General features: G+C 45.4%; 15 protein-coding genes (1 of these 15 running past the window's edge). 9 read left to right on the top strand and 6 right to left on the bottom strand.

Going from position 1 to position 21,459, the window contains the following annotated elements; all coding sequences use genetic code 11:
- Position 1 precedes the first annotated feature (1 nt).
- The 3 genes from TTER_RS05485 to TTER_RS05475 are packed head-to-tail and all read right to left on the bottom strand — an operon-like array spanning position 2 to position 4,845.
- The gene (locus tag TTER_RS05485) at positions 2 to 2,590 is read right to left on the bottom strand and encodes a DUF4129 domain-containing transglutaminase family protein (protein WP_012875029.1); all 2,589 of its coding nucleotides are present in this window, start codon (positions 2,588 to 2,590) and stop codon (positions 2 to 4) included.
- A complete protein-coding gene (locus TTER_RS05480; protein ID WP_012875028.1) occupies positions 2,587 to 3,867 on the bottom strand; it encodes a DUF58 domain-containing protein in 1,281 nt (426 codons plus the stop codon). Before TTER_RS05480 ends, TTER_RS05485 begins: the two co-directional genes overlap by 4 nt.
- 18 nt (positions 3,868 to 3,885) lie before the next feature.
- Positions 3,886 to 4,845: an AAA family ATPase gene (locus TTER_RS05475; RefSeq protein ID WP_012875027.1), complete on the bottom strand. Its 960-nt coding sequence runs from the start codon at positions 4,843 to 4,845 to the stop codon at positions 3,886 to 3,888.
- 121 nt (positions 4,846 to 4,966) lie between these two features.
- Here TTER_RS05475 and polX point away from each other — a divergent pair, with 121 nt between their 5' ends.
- A complete protein-coding gene (gene polX / locus TTER_RS05470; protein WP_049822962.1) occupies positions 4,967 to 6,703 on the top strand; it encodes a DNA polymerase/3'-5' exonuclease PolX in 1,737 nt (578 codons plus the stop codon).
- Here the strand turns inward: polX and TTER_RS05465 are convergent.
- Positions 6,700 to 10,242, bottom strand: coding sequence for a DNA polymerase III subunit alpha (locus TTER_RS05465; protein WP_012875025.1), 3,543 nt, complete (start codon positions 10,240 to 10,242; stop codon positions 6,700 to 6,702). The two genes, polX and TTER_RS05465, sit on opposite strands and share 4 nt — an antisense overlap.
- 404 nt (positions 10,243 to 10,646) lie before the next feature.
- Between TTER_RS05465 and rpoD the strand changes: the two genes are divergently transcribed.
- The 5 genes from rpoD to TTER_RS05440 all read left to right on the top strand — a co-directional run bounded on the left by rpoD (position 10,647) and on the right by TTER_RS05440 (position 15,678).
- Positions 10,647 to 12,038, top strand: coding sequence for an RNA polymerase sigma factor RpoD (gene rpoD, locus TTER_RS05460; protein WP_012875024.1), 1,392 nt, complete (start codon positions 10,647 to 10,649; stop codon positions 12,036 to 12,038).
- 109 nt (positions 12,039 to 12,147) lie between these two features.
- Entirely contained in the window at positions 12,148 to 13,119 is a 972-nt protein-coding gene (locus tag TTER_RS05455) for a sensor histidine kinase (protein WP_169302627.1), read from the top strand.
- Positions 13,116 to 13,832, top strand: coding sequence for a response regulator transcription factor (locus TTER_RS05450; RefSeq protein WP_012875022.1), 717 nt, complete (start codon positions 13,116 to 13,118; stop codon positions 13,830 to 13,832). Before TTER_RS05455 ends, TTER_RS05450 begins: the two co-directional genes overlap by 4 nt.
- A 93-nt stretch (positions 13,833 to 13,925) precedes the next feature.
- Positions 13,926 to 14,531: a hypothetical protein gene (locus TTER_RS05445; RefSeq protein WP_012875021.1), complete on the top strand. Its 606-nt coding sequence runs from the start codon at positions 13,926 to 13,928 to the stop codon at positions 14,529 to 14,531.
- Positions 14,532 to 14,664: 133 nt separating this feature from the next.
- Complete coding sequence (locus TTER_RS05440) at positions 14,665 to 15,678, top strand: NAD(P)H-dependent glycerol-3-phosphate dehydrogenase (RefSeq protein WP_012875020.1); 1,014 nt, start codon at positions 14,665 to 14,667, stop codon at positions 15,676 to 15,678.
- On the opposite strand, the gene TTER_RS05435 is transcribed toward TTER_RS05440, so the two are convergent.
- Positions 15,675 to 16,961, bottom strand: coding sequence for an adenylosuccinate synthase (locus tag TTER_RS05435; protein WP_012875019.1), 1,287 nt, complete (start codon positions 16,959 to 16,961; stop codon positions 15,675 to 15,677). The genes TTER_RS05440 and TTER_RS05435 overlap by 4 nt on opposite strands.
- Positions 16,962 to 17,135: 174 nt before the next feature.
- On the opposite strand from TTER_RS05435, the gene gyrA reads away from it, so the two are divergent.
- The 3 genes from gyrA to nadD all read left to right on the top strand — a co-directional run bounded on the left by gyrA (position 17,136) and on the right by nadD (position 21,075).
- The gene (gene gyrA / locus TTER_RS05430) at positions 17,136 to 19,565 is read left to right on the top strand and encodes a DNA gyrase subunit A (protein ID WP_012875018.1); all 2,430 of its coding nucleotides are present in this window, start codon (positions 17,136 to 17,138) and stop codon (positions 19,563 to 19,565) included.
- Between the two features lie 94 nt (positions 19,566 to 19,659).
- A complete protein-coding gene (locus TTER_RS05425) occupies positions 19,660 to 20,445 on the top strand; it encodes a mechanosensitive ion channel family protein (protein WP_012875017.1) in 786 nt (261 codons plus the stop codon).
- Positions 20,446 to 20,454: 9 nt separating this feature from the next.
- The gene (gene nadD / locus TTER_RS05420; RefSeq protein WP_012875016.1) at positions 20,455 to 21,075 is read left to right on the top strand and encodes a nicotinate-nucleotide adenylyltransferase; all 621 of its coding nucleotides are present in this window, start codon (positions 20,455 to 20,457) and stop codon (positions 21,073 to 21,075) included.
- Here nadD and TTER_RS05415 read toward each other — a convergent pair.
- On the bottom strand, positions 21,072 to 21,459 hold the final stretch of the coding sequence (locus tag TTER_RS05415) for a bifunctional 5,10-methylenetetrahydrofolate dehydrogenase/5,10-methenyltetrahydrofolate cyclohydrolase (protein WP_012875015.1). Its footprint extends 470 nt past the window's final position; 388 of the gene's 858 nt are visible here — the last part of the coding sequence; its start codon lies off the right edge, out of view; it ends in the stop codon at positions 21,072 to 21,074. The two genes, nadD and TTER_RS05415, sit on opposite strands and share 4 nt — an antisense overlap.

Here is a 21,459-nt window from a genome sequence, read left to right as displayed (position 1 = left end):
ATTATTCTCTTCTTAGCGTGTTACCTATCCTAATCAGCCAGCGATAGCAATAGCTGGGTATGTTTCGAATAGTACCTAGCAGAATGATCCTCCAATCATTCTTTAGCGTGCTAGCACTCACGATTTTATGCCCGTACACCTCCTCTACGTAGCTGCTAGTTATTCTATCTACGGCATCAGAAGCTCCAGGCACTGCTGAAGACAGTTGCATTGCAAACTCATTTGGAGTCTTACTTTTAGCTGGTATAACTCCTATGAGATACGCCAAGCGTATCAGTTTAGCGTATTGCCTCCTAGCGCCAGAGAGTCCACGAAGCTGGAACACTAATACACCATAGCATGCTGCTACCAGTATTATTAGCGACGACAATACGTAAAAAGGTATCCGCATGAAGTCAAAGATATCTCTCGAATTAGCTATCTCTTGACTTGATCCTCCCTGACCGGCAGCCCGATTGACTGCATCAGGATTAACAGCATTTCTATCTGGAGCCTGAGGAGCAACTGTCCCTCCACCAATTGCAGGAGAACGATTGATTTCGGGCCTAGCTGGCGTAGGTTCATAATTGACCCACCCGTACCCAGGATAGTAAACCTGCACCCAGGCATGAGCTAGAGACTCTGTTACGACATACCTACCAATACGGCTATCGTATTTGCCCGGAGCAAAACCAGTTGCCACACGTGCAGGTATACCTATAGAACGAAGCATTACTACCATGGCCGATGAAAAGTAGGTGCAGTATCCTTCCCTTTGATGGAAGAGGAAATAATCTACGAAGTCCTCACCTTCAGGTGTGGGAGGCATGTCCTCTCTATACTTCATTTTGCGAAGATATGCTTCTATGGCGCTGGCCTTTTGATGAGTGGTCTTGGCATTCCTTGTAATATCTAAAGCCAGCTGCCTTACCCTATCGGGTAAATCCGGGGGCAACTGCAGGTACTTATCCTTGACCCATTGAGGAGGCTGTTGCGTTACCTTATTTAATTGGGCATCTGTAGGATTGGCAACTATGGAAGTAGCCCTATAAGTTTGACCGGGTTCCAATGGGTCCACAGCAGTCACGCTCATAATGTCTCGAATATTGGTCTTATAGTAGGAGAAGGTTATAATCCCCTCACCCCGTGAGTACCTGTAAGTAGTTTCGAGTCCATCCTCTCTTAGGCCAAGCATGTAAGACTGTAACTCATTCGCGCCAGCTCGAAGTCGATAGAACTCAGAGTCCTGATAATTTTGAGATTGCTCGGTTGTAGGTGTCGGACTAATAATATTTCGCCTGAAGACAACACCATCTGCTGTCGCTCGAAGGATTTTATCGGGACCTATAGACAGGATTAAATCCCGCAGCCGAACCAACTCGTCAGAGTACTCAGCAGCATTGGAGGGCTCTTTGCGGGAATCTATAGACCATCTACCCGTTACCTTCTCCCTTGACAGATCCCATATGGCATCCTTGTCAAAAGAAACAGCTCTATCTGCAGCAAGAAGAGTATGTCCTAGAGGAATCCTCAATGTAACCTCTTGATCCACCCTTTGTAAACCGTCCCTTAAAGGTCCAAGCTGGTCCTTGGGAACTAGCTGAGGAGACTCTACCTTGACAGAAGCCTCTGGATTTTCAGCGCTTGATTGCTCCCAACTTGTCCCCGTATATGTATCGTAGGCCGCAGCTTGCCAATACTGCAGAGGATCTCCTAAGGCAATAAAGACCACTCTATTCCCCAGATTCAAAGGTCCACCCAGGCGAAAGTTACTAGTGAAGCTTGCAAAGCCTCCACCAATGCCAGAATTTGAGGGCCGAGCACCATATAGGAAAGCGAAAGCTCTCTCCCAACCATCCTGCAACTTATGAATCGGGGTGCTTATGTTCTTCCAAGCAGATTGCAACGCACTGGCCGCTAATTTATCTGGTCCCCTCCAGGCTAACATCAAAAGTAATATGGATATAGCTGTCCCTACCAGGAATAGCCTCGTTGGAAGACTTGAATCGTAAGATACCCCTTCACGCGCCCATCTCTCTGAGCTGTTAGAGAAATGAGAATATATCATAAGGAGAAGAGACAAAAATAGGAATATACCAAAGGTAGCGTAGTCCCTAGCAGGGCTGTAGCTTACATTAACTAATATAACTACACCAGTAGGTATGATTGCCCACCATACCCATCCATAATTGAGTACAAACCAGGCATTGTTGTAGGCCAAGAGCCAAACTATAAATGCCATAACAAATATGAAAACTAGCGGATCATAACTCCGCCCTCCATCCATAACTATAGATATCCACTCTCGCAGGTGTGCTAGCACTACTGAACTTCTGGCCTCCCCATCCAGAACGACCGGATCCAAGGTTCTCCCAGTTTGCCAGGTAACTATAAAGAACCCAAGTATAAAGGCTAAAACATGGGCCTTGACAGGACTTATACTACTTCTCGAAAGAAAGAAGCCTATCAAGGTACCAAATATTGCAACCCATATTAATATCTGGAGACCTGGAGCCCATTGAGCCTCTTTTATTGAGTTTGCCGTAGTAACGACCATCAGTAGTAATAGGAAGGTCGCAAATATATCCCTGGGCCTTACTGATAGCCTCATATAGCTCTCCTCCTAGCATCCCCTGAACGCGAATAGCTCAAGCTAGGCTCTCCCAACATGTAACTTATGTCATCTCCATTGCGAAGAACGTAAGTCACTGACTTGGCCGCAGAAGTGTTTAGCGAATAAGCGGGCCTTGGAGCCCTTTTGTCAAAGCTCCTAGATTCTATTATTACTTCAGCAAACTGTACGTACCGGCCCCGTCCTAGTGCCAAACCCGCAACCCATTCCCTCGAGATATCGGGAGTAATTACTACTATCGAATAATTACCAGCGAATAAAGGTTGACTATGAATCAAGACATCCTTTAGACTTGGTCCACTGCTTACGTCTACTAATGCCAGGACATCCAGTATTTTCCACAACTGCTTTATACCCCTATCAGGTAGCACCACATACCTATCTTTACTCCATGTAATAAGTCCTACGCTCCTACCCCTTTCCAGAAGGTAGGATGCCAAGGAGGAGGCAGTAGTAACTGCATACTCGACCGTCGAGTTGAGATACCTTCTAGATGGATCATCCCTGACATGGCATTCATGGCTAGCAGTTGGAACATGCCACCTTCGATTAAGATCAAGCACAAGCCATATATCAGAGACTGGATCGAACTCAAACTCCTTGACCATTAGCCGCTGATGCCTAGCTGTAGCTTTCCAGCTGACGTGACTAAGACTGTCACCAGGATTGTAATCCCTTACTGAGCTAGCATAAGGATTAGCCTGAAAAGTACGCTTTTGAGTTATGCTTCCCCCAGGAAGCTCCAAGGCAGGCACCCGAAAGTCGGATATTGTAACTATCTGAGGATAAATTACTAGTTCGTGGGATCTACCTATTTGAATAGTTCTAGAGAATATTCCGAAAGGGTCTGAAGCAGTAACTGTCAGTGGACCTAACCTATATACTCCTCTACGCTCACAGACGGTTCTTCTCCACCAACGCCTTTCGGTCTTAGAGGGGACAGTAATTACGCTTCCTGTATCTCTACCTGGTAAATCGCCACCATCATGCACTTCCAGCCACAGCTTGGGAATTCTAGAAGTATTGATAAATGATACTCTTTCGCGCAGAACGTCACCAACCTGCACCCTAAGAGTAGGCTCTGGGCGAACGACCTTGAGTCCTCTAAATGCCAAGACTACCCAGAGCCAAGCTACAGCCGTTACTCCAAGTATCAACCAAAAAAGCACGAATAATAATCGCCAGCCCGTGGAGACCGCAGCTAACCCTACAGTTATAAGTAACAATCCTAATACTGCAGGACTAATTCTAGACATACATACAAACCTGCAATCTTATCTACGAATAACAGACCTAGTACCAGGAACAGTTACGCTCTCTAGGACGTTGGATATTACGGACTCTGTCGTGACTTCCCTCATACGAGCGGAAGGATTGAGAATTATTCGATGGGACAGCACAGGAAGCACAACAGATTTTACATCGTCAGGTATAACATAATCCCTACCAGAGATCGCAGCACGCGCCTGAGCGACCCTGTATATGCCAAGTGATCCCCTGGGGCTTGCGCCCAAGTAAACATCCGGATGCTCTCTGGTCGCAGAGGTTATATTCACGATATATTCGCTTATCAGCCTGTCTACATATACAGATTTAACTGCTTCTTGTGCCTCTAATATATCTGCTGGACTAACTACCTGGCCAATTTCCTCCAAGGGATGCCTTATGTGCTGGCTCTCCAGTACAGAGATCTCATCAGACTTATCTGGGTACCCTATAGCCATCCTTATAAGAAACCTATCTAACTGGGCCTCTGGCAGTGGGAAAGTGCCCTCGTACTCTATAGGGTTTTCTGTAGCAATGACGAGAAAAGGCTCGGGAAGGCTATGAGTCACCCCATCAACAGTAACCTGCTTCTCTTCCATCGCTTCCAATAGGGCTGATTGTGTTTTGGGAGTAGCTCTGTTGATTTCATCTGCGAGCACAACTTGAGCGATGATTGGACCTGGTCTATATTCAAACTCTCCAGTTTTTTGGTTATATATAGATACGCCAATAACGTCGCTAGGAAGTAGATCAGGGGTGAACTGGATACGCTTGAAAGAACAACCTAGAGATGCTGCCAGAGATTTGGCTAAGACCGTCTTGCCTACTCCAGGGACATCCTCGAGAAGGATATGTCCCTTACTAAGCAATGCTAGGATAGCTAATTCTATTTCGTCCTTTTTGCCCAGAATAACTTTCTGTATGTTCTCAGATATCCTTTGAGCTATTGAAGCTACGTCAACCAACATCCCCACCTTTTTTGAATTTAGTTTACATAGGAGTACGGTAACTGTTTGCTTTATTATAACAGCGAGATCAGTTACGGCAAATTAGCAAAAGATAACCATATCTATGGAGGCCAAGAAAGCGGTGCGAGATCAAATCATCTCAAATCATGACATAGCAGAGAAATTCAGACTGCTAGCAGATCTTCTCGAAATAAAGGGAGAGGCATCCTATAAAATTGCAGCGTATCGTAAGGCTGCAGATTCCATAGATCACACTCCCGAACCTTTATCCACCCTAAGGCAACAAGGCAAGCTCGAGACCATTCCCGGTGTAGGCAAGGCAATAGCTCAGAAGATAGAAGATCTGCTAGATACTGGAACTTTCGAACTGTTAGAAGAGGTTACATCGGAATACCCGCCGACACTCCGTGAGCTATTGCAGGTACCTGATTTGGGACCCAAGAGAGTCAAATTACTATGGGGCGAGTTGAAGGTAGGCTCCCTGGATGCCTTAGAGCTAGCAATAGAAGATGGGAGAATCTATAAGGTAAAGGGTCTAGGCCCTAAAGCTATAGAGAGGATAATAGAGGGGCTGAAATCCCTGAAAGGTCGAGATATAAGGATACCTATAGGAAAGGCAAGGGAGCTGGGTAAGCGCATTGTCCAGCAGCTTCTTGAAAAGACCGATAAGGTGGAAAAGATAGAGCTGGCAGGAAGCATTAGGAGGTTCCGAGAGACCGCAGGAGATATAGATATAGTTGCTGCATCAGAACATCCGGAAGATATAATCGATACATTTTGCTCCCTGCCTATGGTCCAAGACGTAAACATGAAGGGTGAAAATAGATGCAGGGTCATGATCGAGGGCGGCATACAGGTTGACTTGATATGTCTGCCGGCCCAGCATTGGGGGACTTTGTTACTGCACTTCACGGGTAGCAGGGACCATAACCTGCACCTGCGTGACCTGGCATTGGAACGTGGAGCTCATATGAGTGAGTATGGCTTCAAGAAGAACGAACAGCTCATTACGTTCTCAACAGAAGAGGAAGTCTATAAATTTTTAGGAATCCAATATGTGCCCCCGGAAATGAGAGAGGACAGAGGTGAGATAGAACTATCTCTGATTCACCAACTGCCGAAGGTAATTAGACAGAAGGATATCAGGGGCGATCTTCATATGCACTCAACCTGGAGTGATGGTAAGTGCAGTATCCGAGACATGGCGCTAGCTGCTAGATCCCTAGGATACGAGTACATATGTATAACGGATCATTCCCAAAGCCTTGGGATAGCTAGAGGTTTGACTCCAGAAAGAATCGTGGAGCAAAGGAAGGAGATAGAATCCCTCAACAAAGAACTAGCACCTTTCAAGATATTACAAGGCATAGAGATGGAAGTCCTTAGTGACGGCAGTATGGACTTGCCCGAGGAGGTACTTAGAGATCTCGATCTCGTTATAGCCAGCGTACATTCGGGACTAAGGCAAGGGAGAGAGAAAGTTACATCCAGGGCATTGGCAGCAATACGACATCCGCTAGTTGACATACTTGCTCATCCTACAGGGCGAATAATAGGGAGCAGGGAAGGTGGGGATTTTGATCTCGAGACTATCTTTAGAGAGGCAGCCCGAACGGGAACAATACTGGAGGTAGATGGCGATCCCAACAGACTGGACCTTAGAGACGTCAACGCCCAGGAGGCAGTAGACTCAGGCTGCCTAATCAGCATCAGCAGCGATGCACATAGCATTGAAGGACTATACAACATGGAATATGGGGTGGGGACAGCAGCCAGAGGATGGATACGGCCCCAAGATGTTATCAATACCAGGCCCCTAGATGAGATGCTGAAATTACTTAAGAGAAACAGATCTTAGGCTACCTGTACTCTATCGCCCTTATTGTTCACATACAGTCGCCAACATCTGGAACCTAAGACTTTCTCCAGATCCTGTTCTAGTACAGCACTAAATGATACTTCTAGGTTCGTGGGTTCGATGACCACGAACCTAGAACCTACTGGAAGCTGAATCAGGACTTTATCGTCACCAGGGTGAGATCTAAGTAGCTTATAAAGAGCTTGCATCCTTTCTATATCCACCTCAATATCATCGGACACTGGGAAGCGTATTCGTATCTCGTAAGCTCTGGCGCTTTCTGGATGCGGAGAATCCTCCTCAATTAGAGATTCTACCTCCTGCGATATCTCATCTTCAGAGTTACCATCTATCTTCGCCACAGATTCACATACAATCTGGAAGCTTTCCTGTCTCTCATCTAGCTTGCCTGTTACAAGAAGCACGGCATCGCTAACTAGTAAATCTCTATACTTTTCATATTGTTCGGGGAAAACCACAAAATCTATACTAGAGGTTTGGTCCTCTAACTTACCTATAAGCATCTCTTGTTGCCTTTTTGTCGTCCTGATTTGCGGATTCACCAGCATAGCAGCTACTCGCACGGTCTGGCCTACCATTTCTTCGGAAATCTCGGAGATAAGAGAGGTACTATCTAGGCGTCTCTTGCCGAGCACAGCGTTAAGGGGATGCTCACTGAGGTAGAGACCAAGCATCTCCTTTTCCCAAGCAAGCAGTTGCTCCTTGGGAGCTTCATCAACTTCGGGCAGGGTTAGAGACGGCAAGTGATCTTGAGATGAAAAAGCATCTCCAAACAAGCTGAACTGTCCGAGATCTGATGCACGCTGCATCTTCTGATTCAGGGCTATTGCCTCGTCAATTGCCGCAAGAAGTTGGCTTCTATGACCAAACTCGTCAAAGGCTCCGGCTTTAATAAGACTTTCCAGTGCTCTTTTGTTGATTTGCTTGAAGTCAACAACCGTGCAAAAATGTTCGAAAGACTTGAAGCGCTTGTCTGGTAGCGACTCCCTAGCGCTCACAATGGCACTGATAGGACCCGACCCAACGTTCTTCACTGCCCCCAGGCCAAACCTTATGGGTATAGGTTCGCCCGGGCGCTGTGACTGCGGTTCAAGCGTGAACTCCTCAAAGCTATCATTCACACTTGGTGGAAGTACCCTTATGCCCATCCTGTTGCATTCAACTATTCCAGAGGCAACCTTCTCTGAGTTATCCATACCCACTGTGAGCAGTGAGGACATATACTCGGAGGGATAATTCGCCTTCAGATACGCTGTCTGATAGGCCACTAGGGAGTAAGCTGCAGCATGAGCCTTGTTAAAGCCATACCTAGCAAATGGTTCCATCCAGTCCCATAGTTCTCGAGCTTTTTCTGGAGACAACCCCCCATGTTCTTGGCACCCCTTTATAAATTTATCCCTCTGAGCCTCCAATTCTTCACGTATCTTCTTACCAACAGCTTTTCTAAGCTTGTCAGCTTCTTCCCAGGTGTAACCGGCTATCTCTATTGCAATTAGCAGTATGTCATCCTGGTATACAAGTACACCGTATGAATCCTTAAGAATAGGTTCCAATCCAGGGACTAGATATTCAACGGGTTCCCTGCCATGCTTACGTGCGATATATGTAGGTATCATATCCATAGGGCCAGGACGATAGAGGGCTATCATAGCTGCTACGTCCCGTATATTGGAAGGCTTGAGTTCTTTGATGTATCTCCTCATGCCTGCAGACTCTAGTTGGAAAACACCAGTGGTTTCGCCGGAGGAAAGCAATTCATAAGTCTTAGTATCGTCTAGAGGCAGCTTGTCAAGCTCGATATCTATGCCTCGAGTCTGCTTAATGGTTTTGACAGCTCTACCCAGGATCGATAGGTTGGCCAGCCCTAAGAAGTCCATCTTGAGCAATCCTATCTTTTCACACATACGCATATCGAACTGCACGAGAGGCCTGGAGCCGTTCTTATCCTTCTGAAGCGGGGCATAATTTATGATCGGTTCGCGCGAAATAATAACCCCGGCAGCATGGGTAGAGGCATGTCTTGTTACACCCTCCAGCTTGGAAGCTACGTCTATAAGTTGCTTTATCCTCTCATCTCGCTCGTACCACTGCCTTAGTGCCAAAGAGTTCTCCAGAGCTTCCTTTATGGACCACCCTGGTTGGATCATTTTCGCTATAGTATCTGTATCGCTATAGCTGATACCCAAAGCTCTACCCACATCTCGGACAGCAGCACGAGCTTCCATTGTACCGAAGGTGATGATTTGCGCTACGTTCTCTTCACCATACTTGGAGGTAACATACTCTATTACTTCCTCCCTTCTTTTATCCTCGAAGTCCATATCAATATCGGGAGGGCTGGGTCTATGTATGGTAAGGAACCTTTCAAAAGGAAGCTTGTATTCTATAGGATCTGCAGTAGTTATGTTAAGAAGATAAGAAACCAGGCTTCCAGCAGCTGAGCCTCGGCTCGTAACAGCTATTCCTCTACTTCTGGCCCAGTTTACAAAATCCTGCACAATCAACATGTAGGCAGTATATCCCTTGGTGTTAATTACATCGAGCTCGTATTCGAGTCTGTCGCGAATTTCCTGCGTCACCTCTGAATACTTTTGCCTGAGTCCCTCCTCGCACAGATATCTTAGATAGGACTGAAGGTCGTAACCCTCGGGGACATCAAAGTGAGGCAAAATCCACTTACCCATCGGGATTTGCAGGTTACACATCTCGGCTATTAGAGCGGTATTCTTGATTGCTTCCGGATAATCCCTGAAGGCTTGCTCCATTTCCTGAGGAGAGCGCATATAGTTAGTATCACTACTCATCCTCATGCGGTTCTTGTCGGTAACCTGCTTACCTGTTTGCACGCACAGCAATATATCCTGGATAGCAGCATCTTCCTGCCGTGGATAGTGCACGTCACAGGTAGCTACTAGAGGAATTTCCAGGTCCTTGGCAAGCTCTATAAGCTTAGTGTTAGCTATACGTTGCTCTTCAAAAGGGTGATCCTGTAACTCGATGAAGTAGTTCTCACGACCGACTATGGATCTGTATTTGTCAGCTAGTTCCCTTGCCTCCTTATCCTTTCCTTGAAGCAATAGTTGTGGAACTTCTCCACCAATACAGGATGATGTAACTATTAGACCTTTGGAGTACTTAGCCAAAAGCTCGTGATCTATCCTAGGTTTGTAGTAATACCCTTCAAGGAAAGCATAAGAAACAAGTTTGATAAGGTTTTGATACCCTTCATAATCCTTGGCTAAAACAAGGAGATGAGCATAATCCGAATCTAGCCTTTTCTCTCGATCATGCCTAGACCTGGGAGCGACGTAAAGCTCACAACCTATGATAGGCTTTATTCCTGCCTCCAAGGCCTCGGTGTACATCTCAATGGCGCCATACATGACGCCATGATCGGTCAGAGCAATAGCTTTCATACCATATGCTTTGGCAAGACTTACGTAATCCTTGATCTTTCCCAAACCATCTAGAAGGGAATAGTCAGAGTGAAGATGAAGGTGTACAAAATCGCTCGACAATGCTCAACCTCCTTTCGGAGTATAGGATACCAGCACACCCTACAAGTTGGTACACCACTTATATGAATTACAAACAGTAAAGATAGAATGATTGGCAATTAGCACCCGTCACTATTTGACAAACAATACTAGACAGAAGCTAATATTTGGAGTAGTATAAGTTCAAAGGGTCTTTGGTCCTTGATTTCGTGGTCGTCGTCCTGAGAAATCAATAACAGAAAGGAACATAGGCGGCGCGATGATCTACAAAATGTATTTGACCCTTCATTTCTTGACCATAAATTCAGTGAGTAATTGCAGTTATCTAGATACTGGCTGAGATCCTGGCCTAGCACATATTTTATTTTTATAACTAGAGGCTATTAATGCAGGTAGGTGCAGAGCAGGAGTAGGAGGCCAGGATAATGATTCAAGATTACAAGTTCCGTATTAGCATACCCAGTGATGGGTCGTTCATAGAAGATGCTCATTTACAATCTGAAGAAAGCTTCGAATTAGAGAGTGAAGACATAGCGATTGAATTCTCTGATGACGCTACTAACGATGTAGACCAGGAAGGTAGTGACCTAAGTGATCTCGAACATATAGAAGGCTACGCTGACGATCTGGACGAGCCAGTCCAGATGTACCTTCGAGAAATTGGTAAGGTCCCACTACTAACGGCAGAGCAAGAGGTTATCCTTGCCAGGAAGATAGAATTATCTCGTAGGTTGGATGAATACTGGCTTCAACAGCACACAAATGCGGATGTAACCTTAGTAGCTCTCAAGATATATAAATCCGCATCTTTGGGTTACGTGCAAGCAAAAGAGTGGCTTCCCACAGACGTAAGCTTACCTCTATCTGAGCTCTATCAAGCAGCTATAACACACGCACGTGAGTCATTTGCAAAAGACGAAGAAGTCAAGAAGTTGCTGGAAGCAGAGCAAGACATGTACTTGCTCCCCCCTCTCATCACGGAATACATAGAGCGCTCAAATAAGTGTCCAGATGTCAAAACAGTATCACAGGTCCTATTGGCCAACAAAAGTATAGTCATCAACCACTGGAATAAGGTAAGAAAAGAAGGAGAAGGAGCGAAGTGTAAGCTGATAGAGGCCAATACAAGGCTAGTGGTAAGTATAGCTAAGAAATACCTGGGCAGAGGATTGTCACTACTAGATCTTATACAAGAAGGCAACATAGGCTTAATGAGAGCCGCTGACAAGTTTGACTATACTCGCGGTTACAAGTTCTCGACCTACGCGACTTGGTGGATAAGACAAGCAGTAACTAGAGCAATAGCAGACCAATCTAGAACCATACGTCTTCCAGTCCACGTATGCGAAACCGTCAGTAAGATCCATAAGACAAGTCAGAAGTTACAACAAGAGCTCGGGCATGAACCTACAATAGAGCAACTTTCCAGTGAGTTAGGTATGCCTATGAAGAAAGTTGTGCAGATACAACAGGCTTCCAAGTTCCCTGTGTCGCTGGAAGCCCCTATAGGTGAAGACGGTGATAGCATGTTAGGAGATTTCCTAGAAGACGTCCACGTGCTAAATCCAGTGCAAAAAGCGGCGAATGACATACTTAGGGAACAAATTAACTCAGTCCTCCAGAACCTTCCACCAAAAGAGAGAAAGGTTCTGGAACTGAGGTTTGGGTTAGTTGACGGTAAATGTAGGACACTTGAAGAAGTAGGTAACGAATTTGCTATAACTAGGGAACGGGTGAGACAAATAGAGTGTACCGCCTTGCGTAGGCTAAGGGAAAACCATTTGATAAAGCAGTTACGAGACTTTCTAGAGGATTAGCTGTAATAATTCAGCTATGGATTTTGAGCAAGCAGAAACATCTGTTTCAAGTTATCTAGAGACCCTACCAGATCAGATAGGTCTGGTAGGGTCTTTATGTGATCCTTACTTGTTAACCAATAAAAATGGGGACATTCTAGGATATAGCGATTCTACAAGAGAACTCTTAAACCTAAGACAAGCGTCTAATCTAAGTAATATCCTAACAGCTGAAGACTACCAAAAGATAGAAAACACTTTGCAAGGCAATAAGATAGCAGGTGAAGAGGTACTCGTACCAGTAGCCATCAATGGGGAGACGGCTACTTGGCTTGTCAAGAGCATTAGATCAAGATCAGGTAGTCTATTCCTGCACCGGATATTTCTGTCAAGCGAACAAGAAGAAGCCAAGAACGATTTCTTGAGTAACGTCACTCATGAGCTAAGGACCCCTTTGACGGCTTTGGTTGCTACTACCGAGGTGATGTTACAAGACTACAAAGACATACCCCAATCTGAATTAGGCAGCATGATTAACCTCCTACATAGGAATACCCGTAGGTTGGAATCGCTAGTCAGTAATTTACTAGATGTAGCAGCGATACAAAATGGCACGCTTCACCTGAGGAAAAGCTGGGCCTCAGTAGAATCCTTAGTCAAAGACGCAATCGACTTCGTCCAGCCATTACTAAATAGCAAGAATCAGAGGCTAGAAATCAGAACTATTAGTGAAGCCCCAGCTTTATTTGTAGACCAAAGAAGGATTATAAGTGTAATAGTGAATCTACTATCTAATGCTAGCAGGTACGGTCCTCCGAATGAGCCTATACAACTTATAATGGCCAATGAAGGCACCTTGGTAAGAATATCCGTAAGGCAAAGAGGCCCGGGCATACCTAAGAACGAAATAGCAATGCTTTTCAAGCGTTTTTATAGAGCTAGCACTTCAGATAAGAGTCCCGTAGGTACCGGACTAGGCCTAGCAATCGTGAAAGAAGTAGTGGAGTTGCATGGAGGGACGGTAGGGGTTACGAGCCAATCTGGAAAATCAACCACCTTTTGGTTTACCCTTCCCATTGAGAGCCGAATACAAGGAAAATGATAAAGTCTACCGACGATAATAGACCTGGTATAGAAAAGAAGCTGAAAGTACTGATAGCAGATGATGACCTGGATCTGCTAGATATCCTTGCTTTTACTCTAAGAAGAGAAGGATTCGAAGTTATAAAGGCCATAGATGGTAAAGAAGCCTTAGACAAAGTCTTCTCTGATTCTCCAGATTTGGTCGTGCTTGATGTAGCCATGCCTCAGGTGGATGGATTTGAGGTCTGCGCAAGACTGAGAGCCAATAGCTCTGTACCAATTATCATGCTTACCGCTAGAGGGCAAGACGCGGATATAGTGCACGGCTTGGAACTCGGAGCAGATGACTACATCACTAAGCCCTACTCACCTAGAGAGCTAATAGCCCGACTAAGAGCACTTGCTAGAAGATCAAACAATGCGAGTGGAAACCAGCGAATCATAGCTGGACCTTTTCAGCTAGATCTCCAACATATGGAGGTAAGGTACAAGGGGGAGTTAATTAGGCTAACTAAGCTTCAATTCGAACTCTTCAGATACATGGTAATGCATCAAGGAGAAGTGCTTCCAACAGAAGACCTAATGAGAAATGTTTGGGGTTATAGTGTGGCAGCAGATGATAGCCTAGTTAAGACTCACATCTATTATCTCAGACAGCGTATAGAAGAAGACCCTGCTCACCCCAAACACATTCTCACCGTACCAGGTGTAGGTTACCTCTTCCAGCCATGATCTTCTGTTCGCAAATTCACTAATTTGACAAACATCCTATTAACACATATACTACTAAGTGAACAAGCGTTCATTATTTCCGAGGTGATAACGGTGAAGAAAGAATTTATAATCGAAAGACAGGGAAAGAGCTTCGTCCTATATGCCGGATTGCTAGAGGAAGCACACGCTCAAGGGCTAAAGAGGATAGAAACAGAGTTGTTGCAAATACCTACGCCGGAGAACGGTCACGTAGCTATATGTAAAGCTACAGTACAGACAGAAAAAGGCACCTTTACAGGTCTTGGGGATGCATCTCCCGAGAACGTATCGAAGCTCATGAGTCTACATCTCATAAGGATGGCTGAGACCCGGGCAAAGGCAAGAGCTTTGAGAGACGCCGTCAACGTGGGCGTAGCTGCTCTAGAAGAGCTAGCAGAAGATGAGCCAGAATCCACGCGTACATCCGAAGCAGATTCACTAGAAAGAGATAATACGGCAGAATTTGCTCCCAGTACCGAAGCAAGAGCAATTAGTGCTAGAAGTATAACCGAAAAGCAGCTTAATGCTATATACGCCATAGCTCAGAACAGCCTCAACATGAGCAGGGAAGAGGTAGATGAGAAATGCCAAAGTATATATGGGCATAGCCCTCAGGAGCTCACTCGATGGGAGGCTTCCAGATTTATAGACATGCTGAAGGCTGACAGAGTCGCTTAGGAAGTAACTAGCTTAGGAAGTGGGCCATATAGCTAGACTTAGCTATATGGCCCATATTTATTTGGTATGTAAGTAAAGATAATTGCTAGTATAACTTTCAAAGTGTGTGAAGCAAGATGCGGAGGAATAGCGTTTGAAACGCAGCATAGAGCGTATCACTGTAGTAGGGACAGGATCGTGGGGTACTGCACTTGCCGCTATGCTCTCTAGAGAGCATGAGGTTACTCTTCTTTGCAGATCCAAAGAAGAAGCGGAAAAACTGTCAACTACACGAAGGAACGAAAGATTCCTCCCATCTATAGTACTACCTGAGCAGTTATATATTACTGCGGATCCTGAGATCGCTACTAGCCAGTGCCCCTTAGTAATAATGGTAGTACCATCAGTAGCCATGAGAGAAAATATCAGGCTTCTATCGCCTTACCTGAGTGAGAATCACATAGTCTTAAGTGCCGCCAAAGGTTTTGAACCATGCACCGAACTTCGAATGACCCAAGTTTTGCAGGCTGAATTACCAGGCATTGACCCCAAGAACATCGGAGCGCTGTCAGGACCAAACATAGCACTGGAAGTAGCTGAAGGCAAACCTACAACTAGTGTAGTCGCATTTCCAGATGAGCAAGTTGCTATGAGAGTAATCAACGCGCTCACCACAAAAACATTCAGGATTTATGGCAGTCGAGATGTCGTCGGAGTAGAGATAGCAGGAGCTCTAAAGAATGTCATAGCTATAGGTGCTGGGGCCATTGATGGCCTGGCAGCAGGTAATAACGCCAAGGCAGCATTCGTGACTAGGGGTATCGCAGAGATATCTAGATTCGGAATAGTTCAGGGCGCTAACCCATTAACATTTGCTGGACTTGCAGGTATCGGAGATCTCATAGTTACTATCACCAGCAAATACAGTAGAAACAGGTGGGTGGGGCAAGAGTTTGCTAAAGGCAGGAAACTGGCGGATATATTATCAGAGCTGCATCCTCAGGTAGCCGAAGGGGTAGAAACTACTCGGACAGCATGGAAAATGGCTCAGGAGCTGGCAGTAGATATGCCAATAATAGAGCAGACTTACAAGGTTATGTTCGAAGGCAAACCTGTACATGAGGCTCTAATAGATCTAATGAACAGAGAACCCAAATTTGAATCCTAATCCAAAGGGTCTTTGACCACTATAGTCTGATTCCTAGCTGGGCCAACTGATATTATCGACACGGGAACTTCTAACAGCTCTTCTATACGACGCACATAATCCTGAGCCTTCTCAGGTAGCTCTTCCCAGCTCTTAGCTTCACTAGTAGAAGTTTCCCACCCATCCAACTCTTCATATACTGGGACACACTCAGCAAGTACCTGTGACCTAGCCGGGAAATGACTGATCCGTTCCCCGCGGTACTCGTACCCAACACAGATCCTAACCTTATCCAAACCATCTAAAACATCAAGTTTGGTGATAGCTATAGTGGTAGCACCATTTATCTCAGCAGCATACTTGCTAGCTATAGCATCGAACCAACCGCATCTTCTTGGCCTACCAGTTGTAGTACCAAACTCGTGGCCCCTCTCTCTTATGTAGTCGCCATAATCATCGTTTAACTCTGTAGGGAAAGGACCTTCTCCCACCCTAGTCATATATGCATGCATCACCACTACAACATGAGATATGTCCTTAGGAGGTATTCCCAGATAGGCACATGCACCACCAGAGGTAGTAAGAGAGCTCGTAACGTATGGATAGCTCCCACAATCCAAATCTAGTAATGTGCCTTGTGCACCCTCAAGTACTACCCACTCACCTCGACGCAAGGCAAGTCTGATCAAATCTTCCGTATCACATATCAAAGGTGAAAGGGCAGCACACCACTCACTTGCCTGAAAAACCAATTCTTCCACATCTATCGCAGGGGAATTGAGAACACACTCTAGGTATTGGTTGGCAATTAGTGCATTGGCCCGTACTTGACTTAGAAAATAATCCTTGTCAAGCATATCGCCAGCTCTAATCCCATCTCGAGCAGCTTTATCGGTATAGGCTGGCCCTATACCTTTGCCAGTGGTGCCAATCCTTCTATCACCTCTACAGTTATCACGGGCTTTATCAATAGCTAGATGATAGGGCATAACTAGATGTGCCCGCTCGCTAACATGGAGATTAGATAGATTTATACCCCTGCTCTTGATACTATCTATCTCCTCAATCAATGTAGCAGGGTTCAACACAACCCCTGCTCCTATCATCGCTTTGACACCGGAGTGAAAAACGCCACTTGGGATCTGATGTAGCGCAAACTTCCCAAGATGGTTGACCACAGTATGGCCGGCGTTGGCACCGCCACTATAACGCACGTTATAGGTAAACCTACCCGCGAGCAAGTCTATTATCTTGCCCTTCCCTTCATCGCCCCAATGGCCACCCACTACCACTACCGCTGGCAATAAGTTCCTCCAGACATGTTTATTTCATCGGGTAATACCCCCGAACATTATATAAGCTTTTATATCTCCATCTAAAGGTTAGATATCTGGTCTATTAAACCGGTATAATTGTTATGTGAACAAAATTTCTCTTTTTAAGCACTGCGACTACAACTAGGGGGTTGTCATAGGAAGATGGAAATAGGTGTAGTACGTCCTGTTGATATAGATCAAGAGATGCGCTCATCCTACCTTGATTACGCTATGAGCGTAATCATGTCCAGAGCGCTACCCGATGTAAGAGATGGACTGAAGCCGGTACAGCGAAGAACCCTCTACGCCATGTACCAGCTGGGACTCACTCAATCTGCGAGATACAGAAAAAGCGCAGGTATTGTGGGTGAAGTACTGAAGCTATATCACCCACACGGTGATTCAGCAGTATACGACACCTTGGTACGCATGGCTCAGGATTTTACACTTAGATACCCCCTAGTCGATGGTCAAGGTAACTTTGGTTCCGTTGATGGTGACAGCGCAGCTGCTATGCGTTACACCGAGGCAAGACTGACAGGGCTTGCGGAGGAGCTACTGCGTGATATCGACAAAGATACAGTAGACTTTGTTCCAAACTACGATGATAGTGAGAGAGAGCCTGTAGTACTACCTAGCAGGATTCCTAATTTGCTGATCAATGGCTCCTCTGGAATAGCCGTAGGTATGGCAACAAATATCCCGCCGCACAACCTACGCGAGATATGTGATGGTCTTATCTATCTGATCGATCATCCAGATGCCACAATAGAGGATCTATCTAAGATAGTCCAAGGGCCAGATTTTCCTACTGGAGGTATTATTCTCGGCAGGGAGGGCATACTCTCCGCCTATGGCACAGGAAAAGGTAAGATCATAGTAAGAGCCAAGGCACATATTGAAGAGCTGCGAGGCAATCGCTCAGCTATAATCGTCACCGAGCTTCCCTACCAAGTCAATAAGGCAGCTCTAATCGAGAAGATTGCCGAACTGGTCAAGGAAGAACGTATCCCAAGTATCTCTGATATTAGAGATGAGTCTGATCGAAACGGTATGCGGATAGTTATAGAGCTGCGCAGAGAGGCTCAGCCACTGAAGGTGCTCAACCAATTGTATAAGTTCACGCCTATGCAAACGACTTTTGGCGTCAACTCTCTAGCTCTCGTTGACGGAACCGTGCCGCGCATGCTCACATTGAAGCAGATGATGCGGCATTACATAGAGCATCGACAGATAGTTATCAGGCGCAGAACTGAATACGATCTCGGCAAGGCCAGAGCACGAGCACATGTGCTCGAAGGATTAATGATAGCTCTCAGCAATTTAGACGCAGTCATAAATACAATCCGTAACTCCAGAAGTGCCGATGCTGCCAAAACCAAGCTAATGCAGGACTTTGGACTTACCGAGGTCCAGGCTCAAGCAATTCTGGATATGCAATTGAGAAGGTTGGCAGCCCTGGAGAGGCAGAAAATAGAGGACGAGCTCAAAGAAGTAAGAGCCCAAATAAGGGAATATGAGTCGATTCTGGCAAGCCCTGAAAAGGTATTAGCCATAGTCAAGTCTGATCTCCAAGAAATCAGAGATAAATATGGCGATGAACGTCGCACCAAGATAGTAGAAGCTAGCGGAGATATCAGAGACGAGGATCTCATACCAAACATCGAGGTAGCTGTAAGCGTAACCGATAGGGGGTATATTAAGAGACTACCACCTGATACCTATCGCACACAACGTAGAGGCGGTAGAGGCGTCAACGGGGTGGGAGTCAAAGACTCTGATGTAGTAGAGCACCTCCTAGTGTGCAATACCATGGATAGCGTCCTATTCTTCACCAATAAGGGTAAGGTTTACCAAATTAAGGCACATGAGATACCCGATTCGAGTCGAACCTCTAAGGGGCTCCCATTAGTCAACCTAATTAACCTAGAACCACACGAGAGAGTGACTGAGGTAATAGCGGTCAGGGAATTCAAGCCAGATCGCTACCTTACAACTATAACCAAGAATGGAAAGATAAAGAGAACTTCACTAGAGGAGTATTCATCAGTTAGATCCAATGGACTAATCGCAATGTCGTTAGAAGAGGGAGATGAGCTAAGAGATGTTCGACTCCTAGGTGACAACGACGACATACTCGTCCTTACTGCTAAGGGACAATCAATAAGATTCCCAGCCTCTGATGTACGCCCAACTGGAAGACAAGCAATAGGCGTAACCGCTATAAGGTTATCAGAGGGCGATGAAGTAGTTGCTATGGAAGTCGTTCAAAGCGGTGCAGAGATACTCTTAGTAACTAAGAAAGGTTTTGGTAAGCGGACGTCTATAGATGAGTTTAACAGGCAAGCTAGGGCCGGATCAGGAGCTAGAGCTATCAAAATAGATGAGAAGACGGGTGATTTAGCTACCGCCAGGATGGCACCAGAAGATTCTGAAGTTTTGATAGCCTCTGCCAGCGGACAAGTAGTAAGATTAAAGACCAATACTATTAGTAAACAAAGCAAGGCAGCGCGCGGTGTATCTCTAATGACTCTAAAGCCTAATGATAGTGTCACTAGCCTCGCGATTATAGCCAATAACCACAAGAGATAACCTCTAACCCTAGCAGTAGAGATTCAGAAACCTGATTTGCTATTTCTGAGTCTCTACTGCTATAAACTCTTCAAAAACGCCTTAGGGATGAAACGTGATTCCTCAGGTCTACGATCTTACCCAGCAGACCCTAACTAAAGCTGCAGATATTATTGGCAAAATAGCTGTCCTACTGATTGCACTCATAATCTCGATCACGATTGGCAGATATATAAGAGACAGAATAGTCCGTACCGGGAACAGAGCTCTTCGAGATCCTGCAATCGTGGCGTTGCTATCTAACATCGCCTTTGTTTCTGTGATCATCTTAGGCATACTTACCGCCCTACCCTTAGTAGGTGTACAGATCACAGCGATAGTCACCGTGCTTGGTGTTAGCGGTTTAGCCGTCAGCTTGGCTCTACAGGATATACTAAGAAACTTCATAGCAGGTATATACATACTTCTAGAGAAGCCATTCAACATCGGTGACAGAATAACAATAAGGGATCAAACAGGAAACGTACGTACTATAGAATTGAGGACTACCGTATTAGAGACAGATAATGGCACGAAGGTTATAATTCCCAATTCGGTACTGATGACGGACATCATCTCCAATAAGGCAGCCAGTAACCTGCTACCCTATCTGGTTACTATCAAGGCCAATAGAGAAGTCATATTGCAGATCGTAGAGTGGTATCCGTCTCTAGCAAATGAGATTCCAGAGCTGAATCTGATGCCTAAACCCGAGACACGTATAGACCTGATAGAGGATGAAAACACGACTTTAGGTTTGAGATACTGGCTGCCTAAGGACAGCTTATTGATAGGCGAGATCGCAGCTAAAATAAAAGAACACTACCCACAAGTCAACATCAACGTAAAAGTAGAGGCATAAATCAAGACTATGGGAAAGATCGGTATAATGGGTGGCACTTTCGATCCCCCACATATAGGCCATCTAGCAGCAGCCGAGGAGGTCCGGTATAGACTAGGACTGGATAAGATACTCTGGATACCTGCGGGTATTCCTCCACACAAGAGAGACATTCAGGTCACACCTCCTGAGCATCGGCTCCAAATGGTAAGGCTTGCTATAGAAGGAAACAATCTATTTGAGCTCTCCGATATTGAGGTAAAACGCCCAGAAGTGTCTTACACGGTCCATACCCTAGAGACGCTCAAGCAGCTAAACCCGAACGACTCACTCTTCTTCCTTCTTGGGACAGACGAGTTCTCCTCGCTTTATCGTTGGTACATGCCTAATAAGATAGTGTACCTAGCCAACTTAGCTGTGATGAAGCGAGCTGGCATGGGTCCCGATATAGCCAAAGTCGAATCCGAGTTGCCTTGTATTAAAAACAGATACTTTTTAGTAGATGTGCCTCATATACCTATTAGTAGTACAGAGTTAAGAGATAGAGTAAGAAAGGGGGAACCTATAAGATATCTCGTTCCAGATAAGGTTATGGAGTATATCTATTATCACAAGCTCTATGTAGGCTGTAGTAACGGTGGTGCACTCTAAGGCTGAGTAAGCGCTAGCTTGATTAGATTACTTGCCAGCATCAGGTTGGTTAGGGGACCTATACCACCAGGCACAGGAGTAATAAAGCTTGCTAATGGAGAAACCGCCTCAAAATCTACGTCCCCTACGAGTCTATCGTTCACAAAATTTATTCCAAAATCTATAACTATGACCCCTTCTCTCACCATATCTGCAGTGAGAGTATTGGGTCTCCCTACGGCTACGGCCACAATGTCAGCATTGAGTGTATAATCTCTGATCGATTTGGACCTACTATGTAACACGGAAACTGAGGCATGCTTCATAAGCATTAGCTGAGCAAAGGGCTTCCCTACTACATTACTCCTACCGATAACAACTACATTCTTTCCTGAAACATCTATC

The organism is Thermobaculum terrenum ATCC BAA-798 (assembly GCF_000025005.1).
Classification (GTDB): Bacteria; Chloroflexota; Chloroflexia; order Thermobaculales; family Thermobaculaceae; genus Thermobaculum; species Thermobaculum terrenum.
This window is presented reverse-complemented; position numbering and strand designations above follow the sequence as displayed.

What these genes read in the sequence shown, in the direction of transcription:
- nadD (WP_012875016.1), top strand. Translation starts at nt 20,455, where the DNA reads ATGGGAAAGATCGGTATAATGGGTGGCACTTTCGATCCCCCACATATA.
- TTER_RS05475 (WP_012875027.1), bottom strand. Translation starts at nt 4,845, where the DNA reads ATGTTGGTTGACGTAGCTTCAATAGCTCAAAGGATATCTGAGAACATA.
- rpoD (WP_012875024.1), top strand. Translation starts at nt 10,647, where the DNA reads ATGATTCAAGATTACAAGTTCCGTATTAGCATACCCAGTGATGGGTCG.
- TTER_RS05480 (WP_012875028.1), bottom strand. Translation starts at nt 3,867, where the DNA reads ATGTCTAGAATTAGTCCTGCAGTATTAGGATTGTTACTTATAACTGTA.
- TTER_RS05450 (WP_012875022.1), top strand. Translation starts at nt 13,116, where the DNA reads ATGATAAAGTCTACCGACGATAATAGACCTGGTATAGAAAAGAAGCTG.
- TTER_RS05485 (WP_012875029.1), bottom strand. Translation starts at nt 2,590, where the DNA reads ATGAGGCTATCAGTAAGGCCCAGGGATATATTTGCGACCTTCCTATTA.
- gyrA (WP_012875018.1), top strand. Translation starts at nt 17,136, where the DNA reads ATGGAAATAGGTGTAGTACGTCCTGTTGATATAGATCAAGAGATGCGC.